This window comes from Orientia tsutsugamushi (assembly GCF_900327275.1).
Lineage (GTDB): Bacteria > Pseudomonadota > Alphaproteobacteria > Rickettsiales > Rickettsiaceae > Orientia > Orientia tsutsugamushi.
Map to the genome: position 1 here is coordinate 2388619 of NZ_LS398548.1, position 20421 is coordinate 2409039.

Genomic DNA, 20421 nt, shown 5'->3' on the forward strand with positions numbered 1-20421 from the left:
CTGGTTAAGGTAGTTCAAAATTATTGCTGATAAATATCGAAATAGATGTGAAAGATTCGGTCTTAGATTTAATTTGATCTCTGACATTTATAATTTTGAACTACCTTAACCAGTTTCGAAAGAAGTCTATTATAAATGCTCCTCTAACTTTTGTGATTGATCGAATTTATTATGCAAATTAACTTTTTCATTGCCAGTTGATGGTGAATAAGTTGAATTATGTGGCTTATTCTTGTGCTCACGTAAGTCAAAACCTTTTTTAAATACAACATCTATGACTCTACCTGACGCAATAAGAACGACTGGGCTCATAGAATCAGCTAGTTTTATAGCAAAATCAGCTAGCTTATCAAAAGCATTGCTAGCTCCAGCTTCATGTCAGCTATTTGCCTTTCCACCTCATTTGGAGAAGTAGTAAATAAGAGTTTCGTCACATAAATTGCTCATTCCTTTAAATAGGTTTCATGGTAATTTTTTGATGAAACCGTCATTTTACGATCAGGCTCCATTGCTGGAATTAATAACCACTTTTCTTCTTTGGTAATTGTAGCCATTATCGCAATTATATTAGCTGCAGCTAGCAATATAGTTACTGAAAGTAAGCATTTATTATATTTAACCAGCTCTTGTATAGCATTTTGCTTAAAGAGATGATTCATTATTTGCCAACTTTTTTGCCCAACAGTCTTGAATATCCTAATGGAGCTGGCAATAAACCTTTAGCTACTAAAAAACTTTTTAGCAAAAAATTCTCTGATACCTTCTTAAATTTCTTAAAGCAATAACATAGAGCAATTCCTCCAAGCATAAATGCTAGGCCTAATTTAGCATGCCTGCTGTTTACTAGTACAATTCCTGGAGCTACACCAGCCAGTACAACTTCCCATTTGTCAATGCTTAAACCCATATACTTCAATAGTCTCGATAATGCTCAACATAATTTTTGATTTTGCATAATCACCTTCAGCCGCAATTGTAGCATGAGATTTCTCATTCTGCTATTATAATGTTTAAATTAGCTAAATATCTTCAAACACAGATTTTACCCGCAATAATTAGTTTACATACATGCATGTGCGACATGAAGTCGCACTATTCTTACCACAACGTTTATATCAGTCAGATAGTATTATAAATATTTATAACTTTGCATATATCCACTAATCATTTGTGTAACCTTAGACATATACTCTCTTAGTAACTCCATACAAGCTATAGTATAAGGTATTGTTGAGTTTGGATTCATATGATTCAATGCTATACTAATTGTCCTCTGACTTGCGCCTGCATCCCCCATACAACTTCCAAGAATCCTTCTTAGATCGTGTATTCTGAAATTTTTTATGCCATCCTTTTTACAAATCCTATTCCATGCTTCACATGGCTTTCTAAGTGTCCGCTTTTGCTACTATCGCTTTGTAGCACCCATTTACTTTTAGATGTTAATTTCCTTGCTTGCAATATTTCCATTGCCTCATCTGTTAATGGTATATTTTGTGCCTTTCCGTTCTTAGTTTTTGGTATATACCATATTTTTCTTACAAAATCTATATTAGACTTCTTTCGAAACTAGAGAATGATGTAGAATGGTGTTATAAAAATCTAATTTGAAGTAATAATGAAATTAGATCAGATTAAAGAGTTAAAGGATGAAAAATTTCGTCGATTAACAGGAGTAAGGAAGAGGACATTTTCAAAGATGGTGGATATTTTGAGGAAAGCTGATGGTTTTAAGAAGTCAAAAGGTGGACGTAAAAATAAGCTCAATTTGGAGGAACAGTTGCTGATGGCCTTAGAATACCTTAGAGAATACTGTACTTATTTCCATATAGGTCAGAACTATGGGATTAGTGAAAGTTGAGCATATAAAGCTGTAAAATGGGTAGAAGACACCCTAGTTAAACACCCAAACTTTGCTCTTCCAGGCCGTAAAGCTTTAATGAAGAGTGATATGAATTATGAAGTAGTCTTGATTGATGCTACTGAGAGTCCTATAGAAAGACCTAAAAAAACAAAAATTCTATTATTCAGGAAAGAAGAAAAGGCATACACTAAAAACTCAAATAGTGGTAGATAAGAAAACGCGCCAAGTAATATGTACAGATTTTTCTAACGGTAAAAAACATGACTTTAGATTATTTAAGAAATCCAAAATTCTTATCCATCCTAAGGTAAAAGTGATTACTGATACAGGATATCAAGGCATACAAAAAATTCACAATAATTCTGAATTACCAAAGAAAAAAAGCAAGAAAAATCCTTTAACTAAAAATGATAAAAAGAATAATCATAGGTTAGCAGGAGCAAGAGTTGTGAATGAAAACGTTATTGGTATGCTAAAACGCTTCAAAATTATTGCTGACAAATATCGAAATAGACGTAAAAGATTCTCTCTTAGATTTAATTTGATCTCTGGCATTTATAATTTTGAACTACCTTAACCAGTTTCGAAAGAGGTCTATTATACTTATAACACAGCTCTTTGAATGTAATATCGTTAGCTTTTCTTTCTCTTTCTTTTATACGTTTCTCATTTTCTTCCATCTGTTGTTGACGTGTTACTTCTCTTGGATCTATTCCTTTCGCCATTAATCTCTTTAATTCTCTTACTATTTTTCTAGCTTCTTTAATAGATAAATTTGGAAATACACCTATCGTCATTTTTATCCCCTCTTTTCTAAATTTTTTTTCAAGAGACCATGTTTTTCTTCCTGTCGGTGATATTCTTAGTTTAAGTACTGGTTCAATTTTATCCTTGATGGTTGATGTTCTTTCAGTCGGAATTTTTATTTTTCTTATTAACTTATCTGTTAACTTTAATGTTAATGTTATTGATTCCATAATTATACCATAGATTAATTGTATATTAATTCATATTACAATTACCTAAATAAGGTATCTATATTATTCTCTTTATTTGAATCAAATTTTTATACTAATTTATTCATAATATACCTGACTTCCAAACTACTTTATCAACCTTGGATTGGTATGCATTTTTCAGCCATCATCTTAACATTTAGATTAAAAACTGCCCCCAATTTCCTGAATTTTTTTGTTATATTGACAAATATTGCAAATATATTTATAGTTAAAGTTGAAGATTAATTATAAATATTAATAAAAAGTTAACATAAGTTAATAGTAGGTTCTATAAAGTGTAGAAGTTAACAAAAATTAACTTTTCTTCTTCCTTATACTTGATCTGTCTTTGCACCTTTACCTATAGTACATCTTATTGATTATAAGATGAAGCTCAAAGCCTAAGAACAAGCCATAACTACTTTTACTAATTTTAGAAATTTTGTTAAAAACTCTATTGCTAGGGGTACGTTTATTATGACAAATTGCTAACTTTGTAGAATCGATGTAAATATACCAGTTTATTCTTCTTTCAAATGATGCATTAATACAGCTAATGTAGCAATATTCTAGGCCACAGTTGTATTATCCTACTATAGCTTGGTAAACAAAAGTATCTTTTATACTTATGACTCAAGTAATATAGATAATAATTTTTACAATCCTTGTATGAAGACAAATAAAAATATATCACTACTGTTAATAACTCAGCTAAGAACAACTTTCCATCTCTGTTCCTTTGATTACTACTTGATATTAATTTCTTTCTCTCCCACTCTTGATATACCTTGTAAAAATTGTCTATTAAATAGTATACTGTTATAATACATTTTTTTATGTTGGGTTATTCCTTGTTTATTTAAATTTTTTGTATAACTCAACATTCTCTCTTTGTATACCTTTTATTCTCTACATTTCATATTTCCACTTATCCTAATCTGGCGTTTATAAGTTCTTCTATCTCTAAATTTAATTCTAATCTCATCTCCTCTTATTTCTCTTCACTCAACTTATCCTAATCTAGCGTTATTAACTCTTTGGTTTTTTGGATTTATACAATTCTGCATTATCCATTACTACAAACTGAGCATGCTTTAACTCCTTAATTAATACTGCTTGCTGTGTACCCAAGCTTATATACACGCACCATTGTTGCTTTTTTCTATACTCAAACCTCATTGTAAATGACTATTATATGTCATTTTGACATCCAAAATGTTAGACATAGCAAGTGATTTAGATAAATTTTGCTGTTTAGCCAATACTTTTACGATTGGCAAATATAGGATTAATAACTATGCCCAAAGTTTTCAACTCTGCAAAGCTTATAATAACTTAGTTATCTTAAACTCTTTGAATGTATACATTTAATACGTTTAGTTACGACTATCTGCCATTATGACAACAGATTCTAACTAACTTTATTTAAAAATGTTTCACATTTTTTATTAGCTAAAACAATCATGTGCAAGTCTACTGTTGTTTTATGCATCGCTATTTCATTTATAAGATCAAGATAAGCTACAGCATTAGCCTTGTTTTTTTGCCACCAGCGATCAAATGTTAACTGTTGTTTTGTTGTAATTATACAAGACAGTAACCTACGTTGTTTGTTATATAAATCCTCTTTAAGAGAACGTATAGCTAGTCTATTCCAATAATGATCGCTAATTAACTGATCACAACATTTTCTTAACCAATATAAGCTTAAAACTTCTCCTACAGCAAAGTAGGTTTTAGCAACTTTATTATAATCCGAGTTGCTATTTACAGAGACTAAAATAATATCTAAAACAGAGATTAGATAATCAATATTAGATAAATGAGTAGCGAGCTTAGGAGGAATATTATGAGAAATATAATAATCAAATTTATCCTTAGCTTTTGCTGTAATACTAGATGATAATGAAGAAATTTTCTTAGCTAATGCTACAGTAGGCTTTTTATAGATATTGATAGTTTTAGTAATATCTAATTCAGCAGTATTTTGTATAAACCAACTTATACCCCTTCTAATTAGTTTATTTATTTCGCTAAAAATTATAACTTGTACTTCATTATTAATATGAGTACCAAGATCATCAATATTTTGCCATAACTCATCTATAGAGAAAATTTCATTAGTAATTACATATGCTTTAACTATATTATCAAGAGTAGCTTTTGTATCATTCTGTATCATATTAAGAATTGGACCGCTAATCTGATTAATGACCTTGTTACTTAATACAGTTAAAATAATCTCTTTTCGTAGTGGATGTGCGGAGATTTCATCATAAAATCTTTTTTGCATTAACTCAGGAAAATAGTTAAGTAAATACTTACTTAAAAATGGTTCACTAGCCAAATCAGTTTTGATTAATTCTGCATATGTATGCATTTTACTGTAGGATAATAGAATTGCTAGCTCTGGTCTTGTCATTTTTTCTTTTGAAAGTGATCTTTGAGCAATTTCATTATCTGATGGTAAAAATTCGACAGTACGATCTAGTAATCCAGCTTGCTCAAGAGTTTTAATCGTATTTGTAAACATTTCCATAGTAAATAGTTTAGACTTTTCAGTAATAGTAATTGCTTGATTCTGTTTATGATTATCAACTAAAACTAATTTTTCAACCATTGGAGACATTTGCTCTAAGATTTTATTTCTTTCTTTTAAAGTAAGCTTATTTTTAGCCATGGCGTTATTTAACGCTATCTTAATATTAACTTCATGATCAGAACATTCTACTCCAGCTGAATTATCAATGAAGTCAGTATTAATTCTTCCGCCTTGCCTTGCATACTCAATACGGCCACGTTGCGATATTCCTAAATTTCCTCCTTCAGCTATTACTTTCGCTGATATATCTTTTGCATTACAGCGTAATGCATCATTTGATTTATCTCCAATATCGAACATACTTTCATCTGATGCTTTAATGTAAGTTCCTATTCCTCCATTCCAGATCAAATCAACTTTTGCTTTAAGTAATGCTTTAATTAACTCTTCTGGTTTAACTTCATTCTTGGTAAGGTTAAATAGCTGCTGAGCTTCTGAAGATAATTTAATGATTTTAGCAGAGCGTGAAAATACTCCACCACCTTTAGATAATACTTTTGGATCATAATCAGACCATTTCGAATGAGGAAGCTGAAATAATCTTAACCGTTCTTGATAACTTTGCTTAGGATCTGGATTTGGATCAACAAAAATATGCATGTGATTAAAAGCTCCTACTAGTTTTATTGTATCTGATCTAAGCATTCCATTACCAAAAACATCTCCAGACATATCTCCAATACCAACAACAGTAATCGTATCCTTTTGTACATCTACACCTAAATGTTTAAAATGGTGTTGTACTGATATCCATGCTCCTTTAGCTGTAATGCCCATTTTTTTATGATCATAGCCATCAGAACCTCCTGATGCAAAAGCATCTCTTAACCAAAAATCATATTCTTGAGAAATTTTATTAGCATGATCAGAAAAAGAAGCAGTCCCTTTATCTGCTGCTACTACTAAATATGGATCATCATAGTCTTCATTTTGAATTACAGTGTTTTCTGGAGATAATATTTTCTCTGTTACTGTGTTATCTGTAATATCTAATAATCCTCTAAGAAAATTTCTGTAGCATTCTACAGCTAATTTCTGATAAGAGGATGCGTTGGCAGTACTTTCTGGCGAAACTTTTACAAAAAAACCACCTTTAGATCCAACAGGAACAATGATAGTATTTTTTGTCATCTGAGCTTTCATCAATCCAAGAACTTCAGTTCTATAATCTTCTCCACGATCTGACCATCTAATACCTCCTCTTGCTACTTTTCCTCCTCGTAAATGAATACCTTCAAATTCATTAGAGAACACAAAAATCTCAGCGTAAGGTACTGGTAAAGGTAGATCTGGTATTAATTGTGACTTGATTTTGAAAGAAAGATAATTTTTATGGTTACCATTTTTAGTAAGATGATAATAATTAGTTCTAGAAATAGCTTTAACTAAAGCTAACATTGTTCTGAGTACCTTATCTTCTGCACTGCTTCCAATTAGATTTAAATGCTTCAGCAATTCCTGCTCAATGTTATTGATATCATGCTTAGTAACTGCATGAGGATTAAACCTATAATCAAATAATTTTAAAAGCGTATTAGTAAATTGGTAATGTTTTATAAGTAATGATTTAACATAGTCTTTACTATAAGCAAATTTGATTTGTTGAAGATAGTGTACTAATGCTTGCAAAAGCCTAACTTGGTAAACACCAATGTTAATTAATGTAGTTAGTTTATACAGAACATCATATTCTAATACTTCGGTAGTGATTTTTTCTAATATAGCTTCAACATTCTTTTTCATTACCTCTAAATTCAGAGTAGTTAATTCAATTTTAGGAGATAAATTGAAATTATATATCCATGTATCAGACTGATTGTTATTCATTGAATACAGAGCATTCAAATCCTGCTGAACGTTTAAACTATTACCTATTGCTATTGGCTCTTGTTTATTGGAATCTAATGCTAATTGTGAAATTAGCGGTCTTCCATTCTCGGCTGAAATTTTAAAAGTTTGCTCATCTAAGATGTTAAAATTTAAATTTTCAATTAAAGGAAAAATTTGAGATAGTGGAAGTTTGCTACCAGGATTATATATTTTTAAGCTATAAATATGTTGTGAATGTACTATAAAGTTGAAGACTTTTTTCCCACTTTTTTGAGCTTGAATAACATATTTTAAATCATTTACTGCTTCAGTTGAATTAAAATTTTGAATATAGTTTTTAGGAAATATGCATGCATTATCTTTAAATAGTTTTAATCCTTCAAATAATCCGTAAGATTTAATTAAAGATGCCTTAAATGAATCTATCCACTGCGCTGATAGATTTTCAAGATCACTTTCAAGCTCTTTAACATTCAAGTTAGCAAGTGTATTATTATCTACTGACATGCTAATATAGATACTACAGAAATTTGGTGGAACTGTATTTAATTCACTACTTAAAATTTTAGTATTAAATGCTTTTATTAAGCGACCAGTAATATTTGCATGCACGTTAGGAGTTAGCCTTGCACTTGGTAAAAAAACTATAATATCAATAATATTATTAAGACAATTTGGAAAAAGGCAAAGCCTTAACGCATTATTATGCATTGCTGATAATACTTTTAAGCATGCACAATAAAGATTTTCTGAGCTAGCCTCAAATAGCATTTCTCTAGGTAAAGATTCAAATATTGCATTAAATCTTTTGGCATTATAGCTACTGCTACTAAACTTTGAAAAACTAAGTATATCTTTTAACTTATCCAGCAATATAGGAATATTTTGTACAGATTGCTGTCTAGTTGAAGCACTATAAAGACCTAAGAAGATCATAGCTGAGTTTAAATTTCCGCTCTGGTCTTTTTGCTTTATAAGAACATAATTAATAAAGCTGCTTTTATGAACCGTAGATGGCTTATTAATTTTGCCAATTAGTATTCGCTTTTTATCGTTATGCTGATTACAAGCAAGAGAAACAATATTTTCTACATCTTGTTCATGAAAAAATGCTTTATGGCCAGCAATAAGCTTACTTTTTTTATTTGCTATATTGTAATTAATACAACTTAGAAAAGTAAAATTATCAGCTTTTAGCCAATGAAGAAAATCTATAATTGATTTTTCTTCCTGGTCAGAAGAGCGAGATAGCGATATAATAATTTTTTCTATTTCCTGCAAGATCGGTTGCCAGTCTGCAGAAGTTTTATTAATTTGCTCTAAAATTGTAGTAAGCTGATTTTTTATGTTATCAAGAAAATTTTTATCAAAAGTACCGTGTATTTTACATACTATTAAAGATTCAATATTACTATTTGTAATATTAGTAGACTTTCTAGCGTGTAAAGCAGGATGAACATCAACTAATTTACCATCTTTGCTTCTTTGAGCAATAACTATAGGATGAATAAAGAAAAATGGCTCTAAACCTATTCTCTCTAACAAAGATTTAATTGAATCAATAATAAAAGCTGCATCTATATTGATAATTTTAAATTCAATAAAAGGAGGAAATTCGCTTGATTGAGTGAATTGAGAAATTGTAACTAGATAATTTTTATTTATAGGTTTTTTCAGAAAAAACTCATATGCACTTAATGCAGTATCTTTAAAAAAGTTAGCATTATAATTTTCTATATAGTCAATTGGAATATATGAATAGAAACTTTTAATAAATTTAACTAATAACTTATCGTTAGAATATTTAGCTTCGCTTTTGATTGCGTTAACAACTTCTGTTTGTAATTCTATACTATCACAGCTAAAGGTTGGAGAATCCGTTAAATCTAAATCTTGATTATTCATATGTATAAAATATAATTTTTAAAATAGCAGATAGTTTATGTTATATTATAGCTTTCATCAAGAATAAAGTAATATCTAAAAATGACTAATAAAACTATATTTGCACAGTCATCTGCTAAAGGCAAAGCAGGCGTTACTGTTTTTAGGATTTCTGGTAGTTTGTCATTATTGATTGTTGAAAGATTATGTGGTAAATTTAATATAATACCAAGAAAAGTTTACTATCGTACTATTCGCTGTTATACTACTTCGCAAATCATTGACAAGGCATTAATAGTATATTTTCAAGGTGAACACAGTTTTACAGGGGAAGATGTAGTAGAAATACATACGCATGGTAGTGTTGCTGTCGCAAAAATGTTAACTAGATCTATACTGGAATGCGATGGTGTTAGATTGGCGGAACCTGGCGAATTTGCAAAGCGCGCTTTTTTAAATGGTAAAATGGATCTAACTATGGCAGAAGGATTAGTGGATTTGATTGAATCAGAAACGCTAATGCAGCATAAGCAAGCAATCAGGCAAATGGGAGGTGAGCTTGAGAAATTATATAGCCACTGGCGTGGAATGTTAATAAAGATACTAAGTTTTGTTGAAGGATATATTGATTTTCCAGATGAAGAAATACCGCAGTCAGTATTAAGAGAAGCAAAATCAATTATTAATAATCTAACTCAAGAAATTTCTAATCATTTAAGAGATGCTCGTAAAGGTGAGGTTCTTAGACATGGCATAGTATTAGCAATTACTGGTGAAACTAACACTGGAAAATCTAGCTTATTAAATTATTTAACTATGAGGGAAGCAGCTATTGTTTCAGATATTCCAGGAACTACTAGAGATGTTATTGAAGCTCATCTTGATATTGGAGGATATCCAATAATAGTGCGTGATACTGCTGGTATTAGAGAAAGTGATGATCCAATAGAACAAGAAGGTATTAAGAGGTCATTGCTAGCATTTAAAAATTCTGATATCAGAATTTTAATGATTGATGCTACAAATATGAACAGCGTTAATCAAACTATTGCTCATTTGTTGAATGATGTTTATACAATCTTAGTAATTAATAAGATTGACCTAGTAAATTATAAGTATGACAGTAGCAGGTTACCATGCGATAAGCCAATAGTTGCAATCTCATTGCTAAAACATGTTGGATTAGATGAATTAATGGCAGAAATAGTAAGCTATGCAGAAAAAATAGCAGATCCAGGAAATGTTCCTGCAATTACTAGAGAAAGATATCGTAATAGTTTAAATCAGGCATTAGAATTATTACAGTTAGTAAATTTAGAAAATGATTTGGTGCTTGCTGCTGAAGATTTAAGAATGGCAATTAGATATCTAGAGCATATTACTGGAAAGATTAAAATAGATGATATTTTAGCAGAAATTTTTGCTAGCTTCTGTATAGGTAAATAAGTTTAATTATATTAATATTTGTATTATGCAACTTAATTCTCAACTTGAAAAAATTATAACTGAGTGGCTTAACCATCTTAAAAACTATAAAAATTATTCAATTAATACATGTAGTTCTTACAATAATGACTTACAGCAGTTTCTTAATTTTATAGTTGATTATTGTAATTTAAGTGAGTTAAAGATTAGTCATCTTTGTTCAGTTGATATAAGATTAATGAGAAGTTGGTTAAGCCAGAGATATAACCTTCAATATAATTCTAGTTCAAATAGTAGAGCATTATCTAGCGTTAGAAATTTTTACAAGTATTTATTTAAGCAACATAATTTAGTTAATAAGATTATTAGTGCAGTTAGAAGCCCTAAATTAGCTAAACGGTTACCTAAAGCTCTTGATATTGAGGATACAGTAGCTTGTACTACTGAAATTAATAATATAGCAAATGATAAATGGATAGGGGCAAGAGATAAAGCTTTGCTGTTTTTATTATATGGTCAAGGATTACGTATTTCTGAAGCCTTATCTGTAACTAAAGCTAGTTTAAAATCAGAATCATTGATAATTAAAGGTAAAGGCAATAAAATAAGGCTAATCCCATGGCTTGATATTACTAAGCAACTAGTATCAGATTACGTAAATCTTGTACCATATTCACTAACAGATAACTCTCCATTATTTGTTGGAAAAAGAGGGAAAAAACTGCAGCCAGCAGTTTTTGGTCGACATTTAATTAAATTACGGCGTCAATTAAACTTACCAGAATCATTAACAGCTCATACTTTTCGGCATTGTTTTGCTAGTCACTTGCTTAATAACGGTGCTGATTTACGCTCTATACAGGAATTATTAGGTCATCAAAGTTTATCATCAACACAAATATATACAAAAATTAATTCTGATTTTTTAACTTCAGTGTATAATAAATCACACCCATTAGTTAGAGAACAAAATAATAAAACTTAATTAAGTGGTTAATTAAAAAATAATATAGTGCATTATGAGTAAAATAATATTACCTAAAGGATATAAACCTTCTGAAGAAGAAGAGTATATGAGTCCAAACCAGCTTGAATACTTTAAGCAAAAGCTTGAGAAATGGAAAGAAGAATTAATTCAAGAATCTTTAGATACTATTGATCATTTAAAAGATGGTCATCTTAAAGAGCCTGATTTAAACTATCAAGCTTCTAGAGAAGCAGATACTGCTATTGAACTTAAAACAAGAAGTAGGTACAAAAAGTTAATTGATAAAATTGAAACTGCATTAAAGAAAATTGAATTAAAACAATATGGTTATTGTGAAGAAAGCGGAGAAAAAATAGGATTAAAAAGACTTGAAGCTCGCCCAATAGCAACATTATGTATTGAATCACAGGAACGCCATGAAAAATATGAAAAACAGCATAATGATGATTATGATGCAGACTAACTTAAAAAGTTTATTTAATTTAATAATATAATGGAATCATACCAACTAGCTATAGATGAAAAAAATAATTAATAAATTGGAGATTTGCAGTGTTTATTGAAAAAATTAAAATTGGAAATGACGTACCTAATGATGTTAATGCTATAATTGAAATACCAATGAATCAGCAGTACATAAAATATGAAATCGATAAAAACTCTGGAGCAATAATGGTAGATAGATTTTTACAAGTAGCAATGTCATATCCTTGCAATTATGGATTTATACCGCATACTTTAGCAGGAGATAATGACCCATTAGATGTGCTAGTTATTTCAAAGTATCCATTACTTTCTGGGTCAATAATTAATGTTAGACCAGTTGGAGGATTAACTATGATAGACGAATCTGGCCAGGATGAAAAAATTTTAGCAGTACCCCATAGCAAGGTTGATAGTAGCTATGATGGTATTCATGACATTACTGATTTAGATACTGATCTTAAGCAGTGTATTCTTCATTTTTTTGAACACTACAAAGACTTAGATAAAAATAAATGGGTCAAAGTAGAAGATTTTTTTAATCAGTCAACAGCAAAAGCTATTATTAATCAGTCAATTAAAACTAACTTAAGCTAAATGCGATTTGATTTTGTGTATTTATGCTAAATACTCTCATAAAAAGTTGGCAAAATAACATTTTTGCCAATGCCTGGATAATTAATACTGATAACTCTGATAAAGCTTTGAGTATTTTACTGAAATTTTGCAATAAAATACTCAATCACCATGATGATGCTGTTTTTCATCAAGATATGATTTTAGTTAAACGTAGGTCTATGAATGGTAATAGCAATGATAAATTTATTACTGTTGATCAAATACGTGATATGCTATTTTTTCTGAATAAAACACCGATAAAATCAGCTATAAAAATTGCAATTATATACGAATCAGAATATATGAATATTAATTCTGCTAATTGTTGTCTTAAAATACTTGAAGATCCACCTATTAATCGCTACATTTTCTTAATTACTACTAAATTTGCAAGCATACTTTCTACAATTAAATCTCGTTGCCATTTACTTACTCAAAAATTTGATCATTGTAATAATACTGCATTAGCAGCATATTCTGAAGTTGAATACCAAAATCTAATTAATATGCTTAATACCAAAACTACAAAAATTCAATTAGAATTTATTCAAAAAATAAAATCTATACAACTCAATTCACAAGAATGGTATAAATTTGGTCAAGCTTGCATGATATTAATCGTAAAATCTATCAGATATAAAGTTGGCTTTAAGGAAGCTAAAGATCATAGCAATAATGATTGCGCCATTGCTGAAATGAGAGTTATTGAAAAAATCAGCAATACTAATTCAACTGAGGAGCTAGTTCAAAAATATGACAAGGTAAGTAATATTCTATACAACACTAATAATGTTGACTTAGATGTTGGTAATGCTACGTTATTAATATTATCACTAATGCAAAACCAATTGAATTTTCATGAAAATAATAATTAATGACTCCTTAGTTACAACGAGGCTTGATAAATTCTTAAAAAGAAAATATTCGCACCTTACACAAGGTGTAATAGAGCGTGGAATAAGAAAGGGGCATATAAAAGTTAATGACGCAAAATCTAAAGCAAAGTTACAAGTTAAAGATAATGATGTACTTACTATAGCTGATTATTTAACAACTTGTAGCAATCAAAAACATATAAAGCTTAAAAAGAAAGTAAAAGATAATGTTGGAGTAAAAACGCTAGCTCATAAAATTGTCAACGATTATAAAATAGCTGAGACTTCAGATTATATCATAATAAATAAACCTGCATTATTACCAACTCAAGGTGGTAGCAAAATTTCACTTTCACTTGATGATGCGATAAAATATCTCAATAAATCTTTTTATTATGATTTTAAATTAGTACATAGGCTAGACAGAGAGACTAGCGGGTTACTTATTATTGCCAAAAATCATAAAACTGCAATTAAACTTTCTCAAGCATTTTTGCATCATTCAATTAAAAAAGAGTATACTGCTATTTTACAAGGAGTTCCTAGTCAATTATCAGGTGAAATAATAACTAATATTACCAAAACTGGTGATAGAATGGTAGAAACTCAAAATGGTGGTAAAGTTAGTATTACTAAATATCAAGTTAAAGCAGTCTCAATGAATTCACAATTATCATTAGTATCATTTATTCCAGTTACAGGTCGTACTCATCAACTAAGAGTACATGCTGCTAAAATTTGTCATCCAATTATTGGAGATAAAAAATATAATATTAGCAATACTTATTATAACTATTCATTGAAACTGCATGCTGCTAAAATCTGTATTCCAAAGCACCTGTTTGGTGATCAAAGAATATACTATGCTCCTTTACCGTATCAGTTTCAGCAGGTAATATCAACATTTTTTGATCATAACCAGTAAGGACTGATAAGATGTACTCGTCACATTTGTATACCAATAGTTAGAACTATATTGCACACAATTAAGCCAATGGATTCAAGATATAGCTTAATTCTGAAAGGTAGTTACACATTGTAAAGTATAACAGACAGCATCAAAAAAATCATTAAATAAGTAAGATACTACATATTTCTTTTTTTGCTTTTAAGTCAAAAATGCTGAATTAGATTCAAATCTGGAAAATAAGTTGGTGGATATAATTAGGAGATTAGAGGTAAGGTAAAGAAAGTGAAAGATAGTTTAAACTTGAGAAAAAGAAACAGAAATTTCATTATGTTTAAAACATAATGAAGAAATTAAGCAAGAACATTAGCTTTAAAATATATATAGTCATTTACAATGAAGTTTGAGCATAGAAAAAGCGGTAATAGCGTCATAAGATTTACCAACATGATATTTTATACGCAAACTTCATTGTAATTGACTATAAACGAATTATTCCTCATACAGATCAATCAATTTATAAACAGCTGCAATAAGTTGATGTGCTTGCTATGTGCTTATCGGTAGTAGAGTTTTCATGCAATAAACATAAATTGTGAATATGGTTAGTACCATCACATCTTATATAGCTAAACCTCTATAAAGCAGTTATGTTATATACTGATTTGACTATATTTTATTACAATCATTGTCAGGGAAAGAAACATGAAAATATTATATTGATTCGACAAAGCTTCCTGTATCCAATAATCAGAGGATTTATAGGTATAAAGCATTTTAAAATAAAACATGAATTGGCAAGAGTTCTACAGGATGGTTTTTAAATGTAAGCTGCATATATTTATTAATCATCATGGAGATATTGTGAGTTTTTTCACTCTAACTTCAGACAATGTTAATGATAGAATAGTAGTAGAATATTTAGTATGCAAACTTAAAGGATGGCTATTTGCTGATCATGGATTTATTAGCAAAAAACTTGTTGTATCACTTACTAACCAAGGTTTAAAGCTAATCACAAAAATTAGATCCAACATGAAAGAAAAAGTAATTCATCCTATAAAATTTTCACTTCTTAACAAAAGGTATATTATAGAAACTATATAATGGTCAATTAAAACATCTTTTTCATATTGATCATACTTGCCAGAGATTCTGGTATGTATTTTTACACTAATGTTCTCTCTGGATTGCTTGCTTATGTTTTTAAACTTAATAAAATTTTTGTTTCTTTTTCAAATTTAAATTATCTTTCTCTTTCTTTGCATTACCTACGATATCTCAATTATATCGAACTCTGGATTTTATATGTAATAATATACTCATAGCATAATACAATCAGAACTATTTAAGATTAAAAATTATGTATTTGGTTGCAGTTCTAATCTATTCTTCAACATCATCATTAAAAATACTACCTCCAGTATAATCAACGTTAGCACTCATTTGCTCAAAAATATGTCCTGAAGTTGCCTCTTCTTCTTCAAGAAACATAAAATCAGTATTAGCTTCAGCATAGTTTCGAGCATAATTAACATCTTTTCCACTTGCTACAGTTTCAGCAAAAATTTCAGCATAGTTTTGAGCATAACATTTGGGTTTACCACTGATGATACAATCTGCATAAGCTTCAGCGTAGTTTTGAGCATAACAGTCTCCTTTATGATGATTTTTAATAGACGAACTAAAACCTTCAACATAGATTTTAGCAAAGTTTTTTGCAGAATGTTCTGATGCGCCATTGGCAATATACCTAGTAACAATAGCAGCATAGATATTTGCATGATTACATGTTAGTCCAGATTGTAGACCTTCCTCATAAGCGTTATAATAATCAGAATCTAGTAATATATTACTACTTTCTTGCTCCAAAGGTGGAATAATATTATCAATATATTCTTCTTGTGTCATGTTAATATCAGAACTCATAACTGTTGCAGCGCTAGAAGAAGATTCGAGATCTTTCATTATAAAATCCATAGCTAACTGAAAATTTTCTTCTAAATCTAATGAAGATACAGCAGCAGATTCTTGCATCTCAATATCAGTAGCACCTAACGCTGCAGTCGAAGTACTTGGAAATGCTTGTATATTATCATCTTGTTGTTCAAACTGCCAATCAGTATAATGAGTATCTTCTTCTGTTTGTTGTACGGTTTCATCTAATGATAATGATGATGACAAAAATTTTTTGAAGATGAAAGGAGCATTAATTCCACTTCGTGCAAATTTTGAAATATTTTTAAAAAATTGTTTCTTACCTGAAGCATCTAGTTGTTCGTCTGATAATATCCCTAATACTTTTTGAGTGACTTCTTTGGCCTTAGCTCCAGATCCACTTAAAATAGTACAAAAATTAGAAAATTCGATGTCATATTTCTGTAGTAACATAAATGCTGTACTATTTAACAACCTTAATAACTCTTTTAAAGCTTTCGCACCATTAGATCCTGCTCCATTTAAGATATTACTAAGATTAGAAAAAGGAATTCCCTTGCGCTCTAATTCTTGTATTATAGAATCATCTAATGTCTGTAATAGCTGTCCTAAAGCTTGTGGGCCAGCAGCTCCAGCTCTTCCTAAGACACTACTAATATTAGAAAAAAAATTCCCCTGATCTCTAATTTTAGCAGTATAGGGTTGTCTAACATTTGTAATATCTGTTCTAAAGCTTGTGGGCCAGCAGCTCCAGCTCCACTTAAGATATTACTAATATTAGCAAAATGAATTCCCTGGTTCTTTAATTCTTGTATTTTAGACTGATCTAATATCTGTAATAGCTTTTCTAAAGCTTGTGGAGCAGCAGCTCTAGCTTTGCTTAAGATACTACTAATATTAGCAAAATGAATTCCCTGGTTCTTTAATTCTTGTATTTTAGAGTAATCTAATATCTGTAATAGCTTTTCTAAAGCTTGTGGGCCAGCAGCTCCAGTTCCACTTAAGATATTACTAATATTAGCAAAATGAATTCCCTGGTTCTTTAATTCTTGTATTTTAGAGTGATCTAATATCTGTAATATCTGTTCTAAAGCTTGTGGAGCAGCAGCTCCAGCTTTGCTTAAGATACTACTAATATTAGAAAAAGAAATTCCCTGGTTCTTTAATTCTTGTATTTTAGAGTGATCTAATATCTGTAATAGCTTTTCTAGGGCTTGTATACAAGTAGACCCAGCTCCGTTTAAGATACTACTAATATTAGAAAAAGAAATTCCCTGGTTCTTTAATTCTTGTATTTTAGAGTGATCTAATATCTGTAATAGCTTTTCTAGGGCTTGTATACAAGTAGACCCAGCTCCGTTTAAGATACTACTAAAACTAGAAAAATTAATATCTAGCTTCTTGTATAGGTTACTTATTTTGGAACTTTCTAATATCTGTAATAATTCTGATAAAACTGCACCAATATTAGATTTAACCTCACGTAAGATGTTAGCAATATTAGTAAATGAACACTTATAGTATTCTAATACTTTTGTTAACTGAGGTGATAATGTATAAGCACCATTTGCTTGTAGTACAAGTATTGTATTTAATACTTCTTCCATAGCAGTTGGAATGTTATTAGAATGTACACCTCTTACAATACTGACAATGCTAGAAAAAGCGATTCCATATTCCTTTAGTAATAGTATTCTAAAATCTGTTAATTTAGGTAATAGAGCTACTAATGTTTTAGCTCTTGTATTGCGGCAAGGTAAGAGACTAGAAATACTAGCTGCTTGAATATTACCATGTTGTATCAGCATTTTAACATGGCCTATGCTTGTATAGCAATCACCTGTCTTAGCAAATAGCAAATCCAAATCTTTCTTACAATAACTATAAGTTTTAAGAATATTTCCAATATATTTCTTAACTGCTGGAACTTCTTCCAGAATGTTTTTTACCTCAGCATTTTGATTAAGATATTCTTCTAAATTATACTTATTGGCTGGTGTTTTATGTTTTTTAGGTCTCAAGTTGTTAATCTTTTGTAAGTTTATTTAAAACTTTCTAAAATAAGGACAAATCATTAAAAACTGTAGTTATAAATATTAAAATTAGATTAACAGCAAATTGTTTTATTCTTTTCGATTAATTCTAATTGTTATATTGTATACTTAATGAAAAATTTTATGCTAATATATAGGATACAAGCAATATCGTCAACTTTAAGTAGAGCTAAATATTATATCTCTAGTAAAAATTTTCCATTTGATATTACAGATCTTTGAAAACAATAACTTTCGATAGGCTATAAGCAATGATATAAAGTTATCAGGAAAGCATAATACAAGAAATCCATGTGCTACGTTGGATGTAGCAGGTAATGGAAACTGGAATAACTAAACTATAGAGCATCTTCACTCAACCATACCTTACCTTTTGAAAGAAAAACGCTCTTGCGTTTACCTGCACGATTATCGAACCAGGGTATATACAGTCTATTTTTTCTATCAAGTTTTGATTAAAAATATTAAATTTTAGTTGCAAGATTTTAAGAAAACAGTATTTATGTAAAAGTTAGTTTGAATTTTTTACATAAAAATTCACATACTGTTGTAACTGGAAGCAAGAGAATATAATGGATAAAACTTCAAGACAGCAAGCACAAGAGTACAAAAAGCTATATGCTACTGGTGTTAAGAAGAAAGATTTAGATAAAATACAAACAGTTTCTACTGAGCTTGCAACTTACTTGCTATTTTATGCAATTATTAAAGACGATTTCCACCTAGTTTAAATTTTTGGTTAAAAGTGGAGCAAAAATAGATATAGTAGATGCATTTGGTAATTTACCTATACATTATTTTAGTAATAACTTACGTATACTCAAGTATATAATTAAAAAGGCTAAGAACTCTATAAACGAGCAAAATAGCCTAGGGCAAACTATTCTGCATATTGCACTAAGGAAAATAACTATAAAGCAGTAAAATATTTATTGCAATCTGGAAAAATATTAATGATAATTATATTACTAAAGTAAATAAGGAAATAAAAAAAGTTAATTTTTCTTAACCTATAAGCTATATACAAAGTGCCATTAAGTTTACATTTATCTATTAGTTGAGTTGTAAGTTTAACTGTATTTGTGTTTATATTATTTGTCAATATTTCATTAATAACTGAAAAACAGAGCTGAAAATAAGAAGCATTTAAATTTAAAAGTTGAGCGTTGATTTTTAATTCAGAGATGAAGCATGTAATTAACTAAAAATTGCGTGACTAAGAATTGAAGAATAATTTTATAATAAATTAAATGTTACTCAATTATTACAAAATCATTTGAATGTTAAAAAAAATCATACTACAAATTGGAAATTTAACGAATTATTGACTATTTATAAGTTATCATTTTTAGTTATTCATATAATGAGGGTGATTATACATGTCTATTATATTGTTATTTACTAAAGCAGTACTAAATAAAATGGTAATTCCAAAGGAAGGAAGATATATACTGAAAGATCTAAAGAAAAGAGGATTAATTTTAATTGTATCATATGGAGGAAGTATGACATTTTATCTAGAAAAAAAGATAAAAAATGTATCAGTAAGGATCAAAACAGGAGGTTTTCCAGATTTATCGATTGCATATGCTAGAAAAAAGCGCTAGAATTGAAAGGTGAGATTGCTAAAGGAATAAACCCAGTGGAAGAAAGACGTAAGGAAAGTAGAGAACTAAAACAAAAAATAGATAAACAAATCACATTTGAAAAAGCTTATGAAAGATATATTAATGAGCATAGTAAGATCAATAATAAAAAAAGCGGCATGGGACAGCATTAAGAATAAGAAAGTATACGAAATCTTTTTCGCAAAAAAATATTGCTAATATTCTATGAGAAGATATTCGGGAAGTTTTTAATTACATAACAGAAAAGAAGTATTATAGATCAGCAAACAATTTTCTAAAGCTGCTAACCTATATTTAATAAGTTTATAAAGTGGGGATTAATAGACA

Annotated in this window: 19 protein-coding genes and 4 pseudogenes; 13 read left to right on the forward strand and 10 right to left on the reverse strand. The window is 29.4% G+C overall.

The genetic code is table 11. The features are described 5' to 3' along the window. Positions 1-13: 13 nt before the first annotated feature. A pseudogene (locus DK405_RS12260) lies at positions 14-109 on the forward strand (IS5/IS1182 family transposase); the annotation flags it as partial. Between the two features lie 20 nt (positions 110-129). Here DK405_RS12260 and DK405_RS12265 read toward each other — a convergent pair. The 5 genes and pseudogenes from DK405_RS12265 to DK405_RS15260 all read right to left on the reverse strand — a co-directional run bounded on the left by DK405_RS12265 (position 130) and on the right by DK405_RS15260 (position 1470). Further along, positions 130-312 carry a conjugal transfer protein TraB gene (locus tag DK405_RS12265; RefSeq protein WP_080946507.1) on the reverse strand — a complete coding sequence of 61 codons (183 nt, stop codon included), beginning with the start codon at positions 310-312 and terminating at the stop codon, positions 130-132. A gap of 56 nt (positions 313-368) precedes the next feature. Beyond that, positions 369-659 (reverse strand): annotated as a pseudogene (locus DK405_RS12270) (TraE/TraK family type IV conjugative transfer system protein); the annotation flags it as partial. Beyond that, positions 659-916 (reverse strand): hypothetical protein, encoded by a 258-nt coding sequence (locus tag DK405_RS12275; RefSeq protein WP_410522046.1) that lies wholly within the window; start codon positions 914-916, stop codon positions 659-661. The pseudogene DK405_RS12270 and the gene DK405_RS12275, both read right to left, overlap by 1 nt. A gap of 213 nt (positions 917-1129) precedes the next feature. Further along, the gene (locus DK405_RS14805; RefSeq protein ID WP_331828140.1) at positions 1130-1363 is read right to left on the reverse strand and encodes a site-specific integrase; all 234 of its coding nucleotides are present in this window, start codon (positions 1361-1363) and stop codon (positions 1130-1132) included. After that, positions 1342-1470 carry a hypothetical protein gene (locus DK405_RS15260; RefSeq protein WP_269459351.1) on the reverse strand — a complete coding sequence of 43 codons (129 nt, stop codon included), beginning with the start codon at positions 1468-1470 and terminating at the stop codon, positions 1342-1344. Before DK405_RS15260 ends, DK405_RS14805 begins: the two co-directional genes overlap by 22 nt. A gap of 148 nt (positions 1471-1618) precedes the next feature. On the opposite strand from DK405_RS15260, the pseudogene DK405_RS12285 reads away from it, so the two are divergent. Further along, positions 1619-2441: pseudogene (locus DK405_RS12285) on the forward strand (IS5 family transposase). On the opposite strand, the gene DK405_RS12290 reads toward DK405_RS12285, so the two are convergent. The 3 genes and pseudogenes from DK405_RS12290 to DK405_RS12300 all read right to left on the reverse strand — a co-directional run bounded on the left by DK405_RS12290 (position 2401) and on the right by DK405_RS12300 (position 9199). After that, positions 2401-2841 carry an Arm DNA-binding domain-containing protein gene (locus DK405_RS12290; protein WP_064613311.1) on the reverse strand — a complete coding sequence of 147 codons (441 nt, stop codon included), beginning with the start codon at positions 2839-2841 and terminating at the stop codon, positions 2401-2403. The pseudogene DK405_RS12285 and the gene DK405_RS12290 sit on opposite strands and share 41 nt — an antisense overlap. Before the next feature lie 396 nt (positions 2842-3237). Further along, positions 3238-3700: pseudogene (locus tag DK405_RS12295) on the reverse strand (transposase); the annotation flags it as partial. A gap of 573 nt (positions 3701-4273) precedes the next feature. Further along, a complete protein-coding gene (locus DK405_RS12300) occupies positions 4274-9199 on the reverse strand; it encodes an NAD-glutamate dehydrogenase domain-containing protein (RefSeq protein ID WP_045912212.1) in 4926 nt (1641 codons plus the stop codon). Between the two features lie 81 nt (positions 9200-9280). Here DK405_RS12300 and mnmE point away from each other — a divergent pair, with 81 nt between their 5' ends. From mnmE to DK405_RS15950, 7 genes are all read left to right on the forward strand, one after another. Then, positions 9281-10624: a tRNA uridine-5-carboxymethylaminomethyl(34) synthesis GTPase MnmE gene (gene mnmE, locus DK405_RS12305; protein WP_045912213.1), complete on the forward strand. Its 1344-nt coding sequence runs from the start codon at positions 9281-9283 to the stop codon at positions 10622-10624. Positions 10625-10649: 25 nt separating this feature from the next. Beyond that, on the forward strand, positions 10650-11588 hold the full coding sequence (locus tag DK405_RS12310) for a tyrosine recombinase XerC (protein ID WP_045912214.1): 939 nt from the start codon (positions 10650-10652) through the stop codon (positions 11586-11588). A gap of 34 nt (positions 11589-11622) precedes the next feature. Beyond that, positions 11623-12054 (forward strand): RNA polymerase-binding protein DksA, encoded by a 432-nt coding sequence (gene dksA, locus DK405_RS12315; protein WP_045912215.1) that lies wholly within the window; start codon positions 11623-11625, stop codon positions 12052-12054. 89 nt (positions 12055-12143) lie between these two features. Further along, entirely contained in the window at positions 12144-12671 is a 528-nt protein-coding gene (gene ppa / locus DK405_RS12320; protein WP_012462271.1) for an inorganic diphosphatase, read from the forward strand. A gap of 23 nt (positions 12672-12694) precedes the next feature. After that, positions 12695-13567: a DNA polymerase III subunit delta' gene (locus tag DK405_RS12325; RefSeq protein ID WP_045912216.1), complete on the forward strand. Its 873-nt coding sequence runs from the start codon at positions 12695-12697 to the stop codon at positions 13565-13567. Next, complete coding sequence (locus DK405_RS12330; RefSeq protein WP_045912217.1) at positions 13551-14492, forward strand: RluA family pseudouridine synthase; 942 nt, start codon at positions 13551-13553, stop codon at positions 14490-14492. The genes DK405_RS12325 and DK405_RS12330 overlap by 17 nt, the downstream gene beginning before the upstream one ends. 795 nt (positions 14493-15287) lie before the next feature. Continuing rightward, the gene (locus DK405_RS15950) at positions 15288-15581 is read left to right on the forward strand and encodes a transposase (RefSeq protein ID WP_050731371.1); all 294 of its coding nucleotides are present in this window, start codon (positions 15288-15290) and stop codon (positions 15579-15581) included. Between the two features lie 279 nt (positions 15582-15860). Here DK405_RS15950 and DK405_RS12340 read toward each other — a convergent pair whose 3' ends face one another. Continuing rightward, complete coding sequence (locus DK405_RS12340) at positions 15861-16865, reverse strand: hypothetical protein (protein WP_045912218.1); 1005 nt, start codon at positions 16863-16865, stop codon at positions 15861-15863. Between the two features lie 188 nt (positions 16866-17053). After that, positions 17054-18433 (reverse strand): hypothetical protein, encoded by a 1380-nt coding sequence (locus DK405_RS12350; protein WP_045912220.1) that lies wholly within the window; start codon positions 18431-18433, stop codon positions 17054-17056. Positions 18434-19038: 605 nt separating this feature from the next. On the opposite strand from DK405_RS12350, the gene DK405_RS12930 reads away from it, so the two are divergent. The 4 genes from DK405_RS12930 to DK405_RS14815 all read left to right on the forward strand — a co-directional run bounded on the left by DK405_RS12930 (position 19039) and on the right by DK405_RS14815 (position 20246). Further along, positions 19039-19197 (forward strand): hypothetical protein, encoded by a 159-nt coding sequence (locus DK405_RS12930; protein ID WP_162563019.1) that lies wholly within the window; start codon positions 19039-19041, stop codon positions 19195-19197. A gap of 4 nt (positions 19198-19201) precedes the next feature. Continuing rightward, complete coding sequence (locus DK405_RS15955; protein ID WP_045912221.1) at positions 19202-19390, forward strand: ankyrin repeat domain-containing protein; 189 nt, start codon at positions 19202-19204, stop codon at positions 19388-19390. Positions 19391-19845: 455 nt separating this feature from the next. Then, a complete protein-coding gene (locus tag DK405_RS14810) occupies positions 19846-20073 on the forward strand; it encodes a DUF4102 domain-containing protein (protein ID WP_045912222.1) in 228 nt (75 codons plus the stop codon). A gap of 2 nt (positions 20074-20075) precedes the next feature. Next, positions 20076-20246, forward strand: coding sequence for a hypothetical protein (locus DK405_RS14815; protein ID WP_231967892.1), 171 nt, complete (start codon positions 20076-20078; stop codon positions 20244-20246). Positions 20247-20421 lie beyond the last annotated feature (175 nt).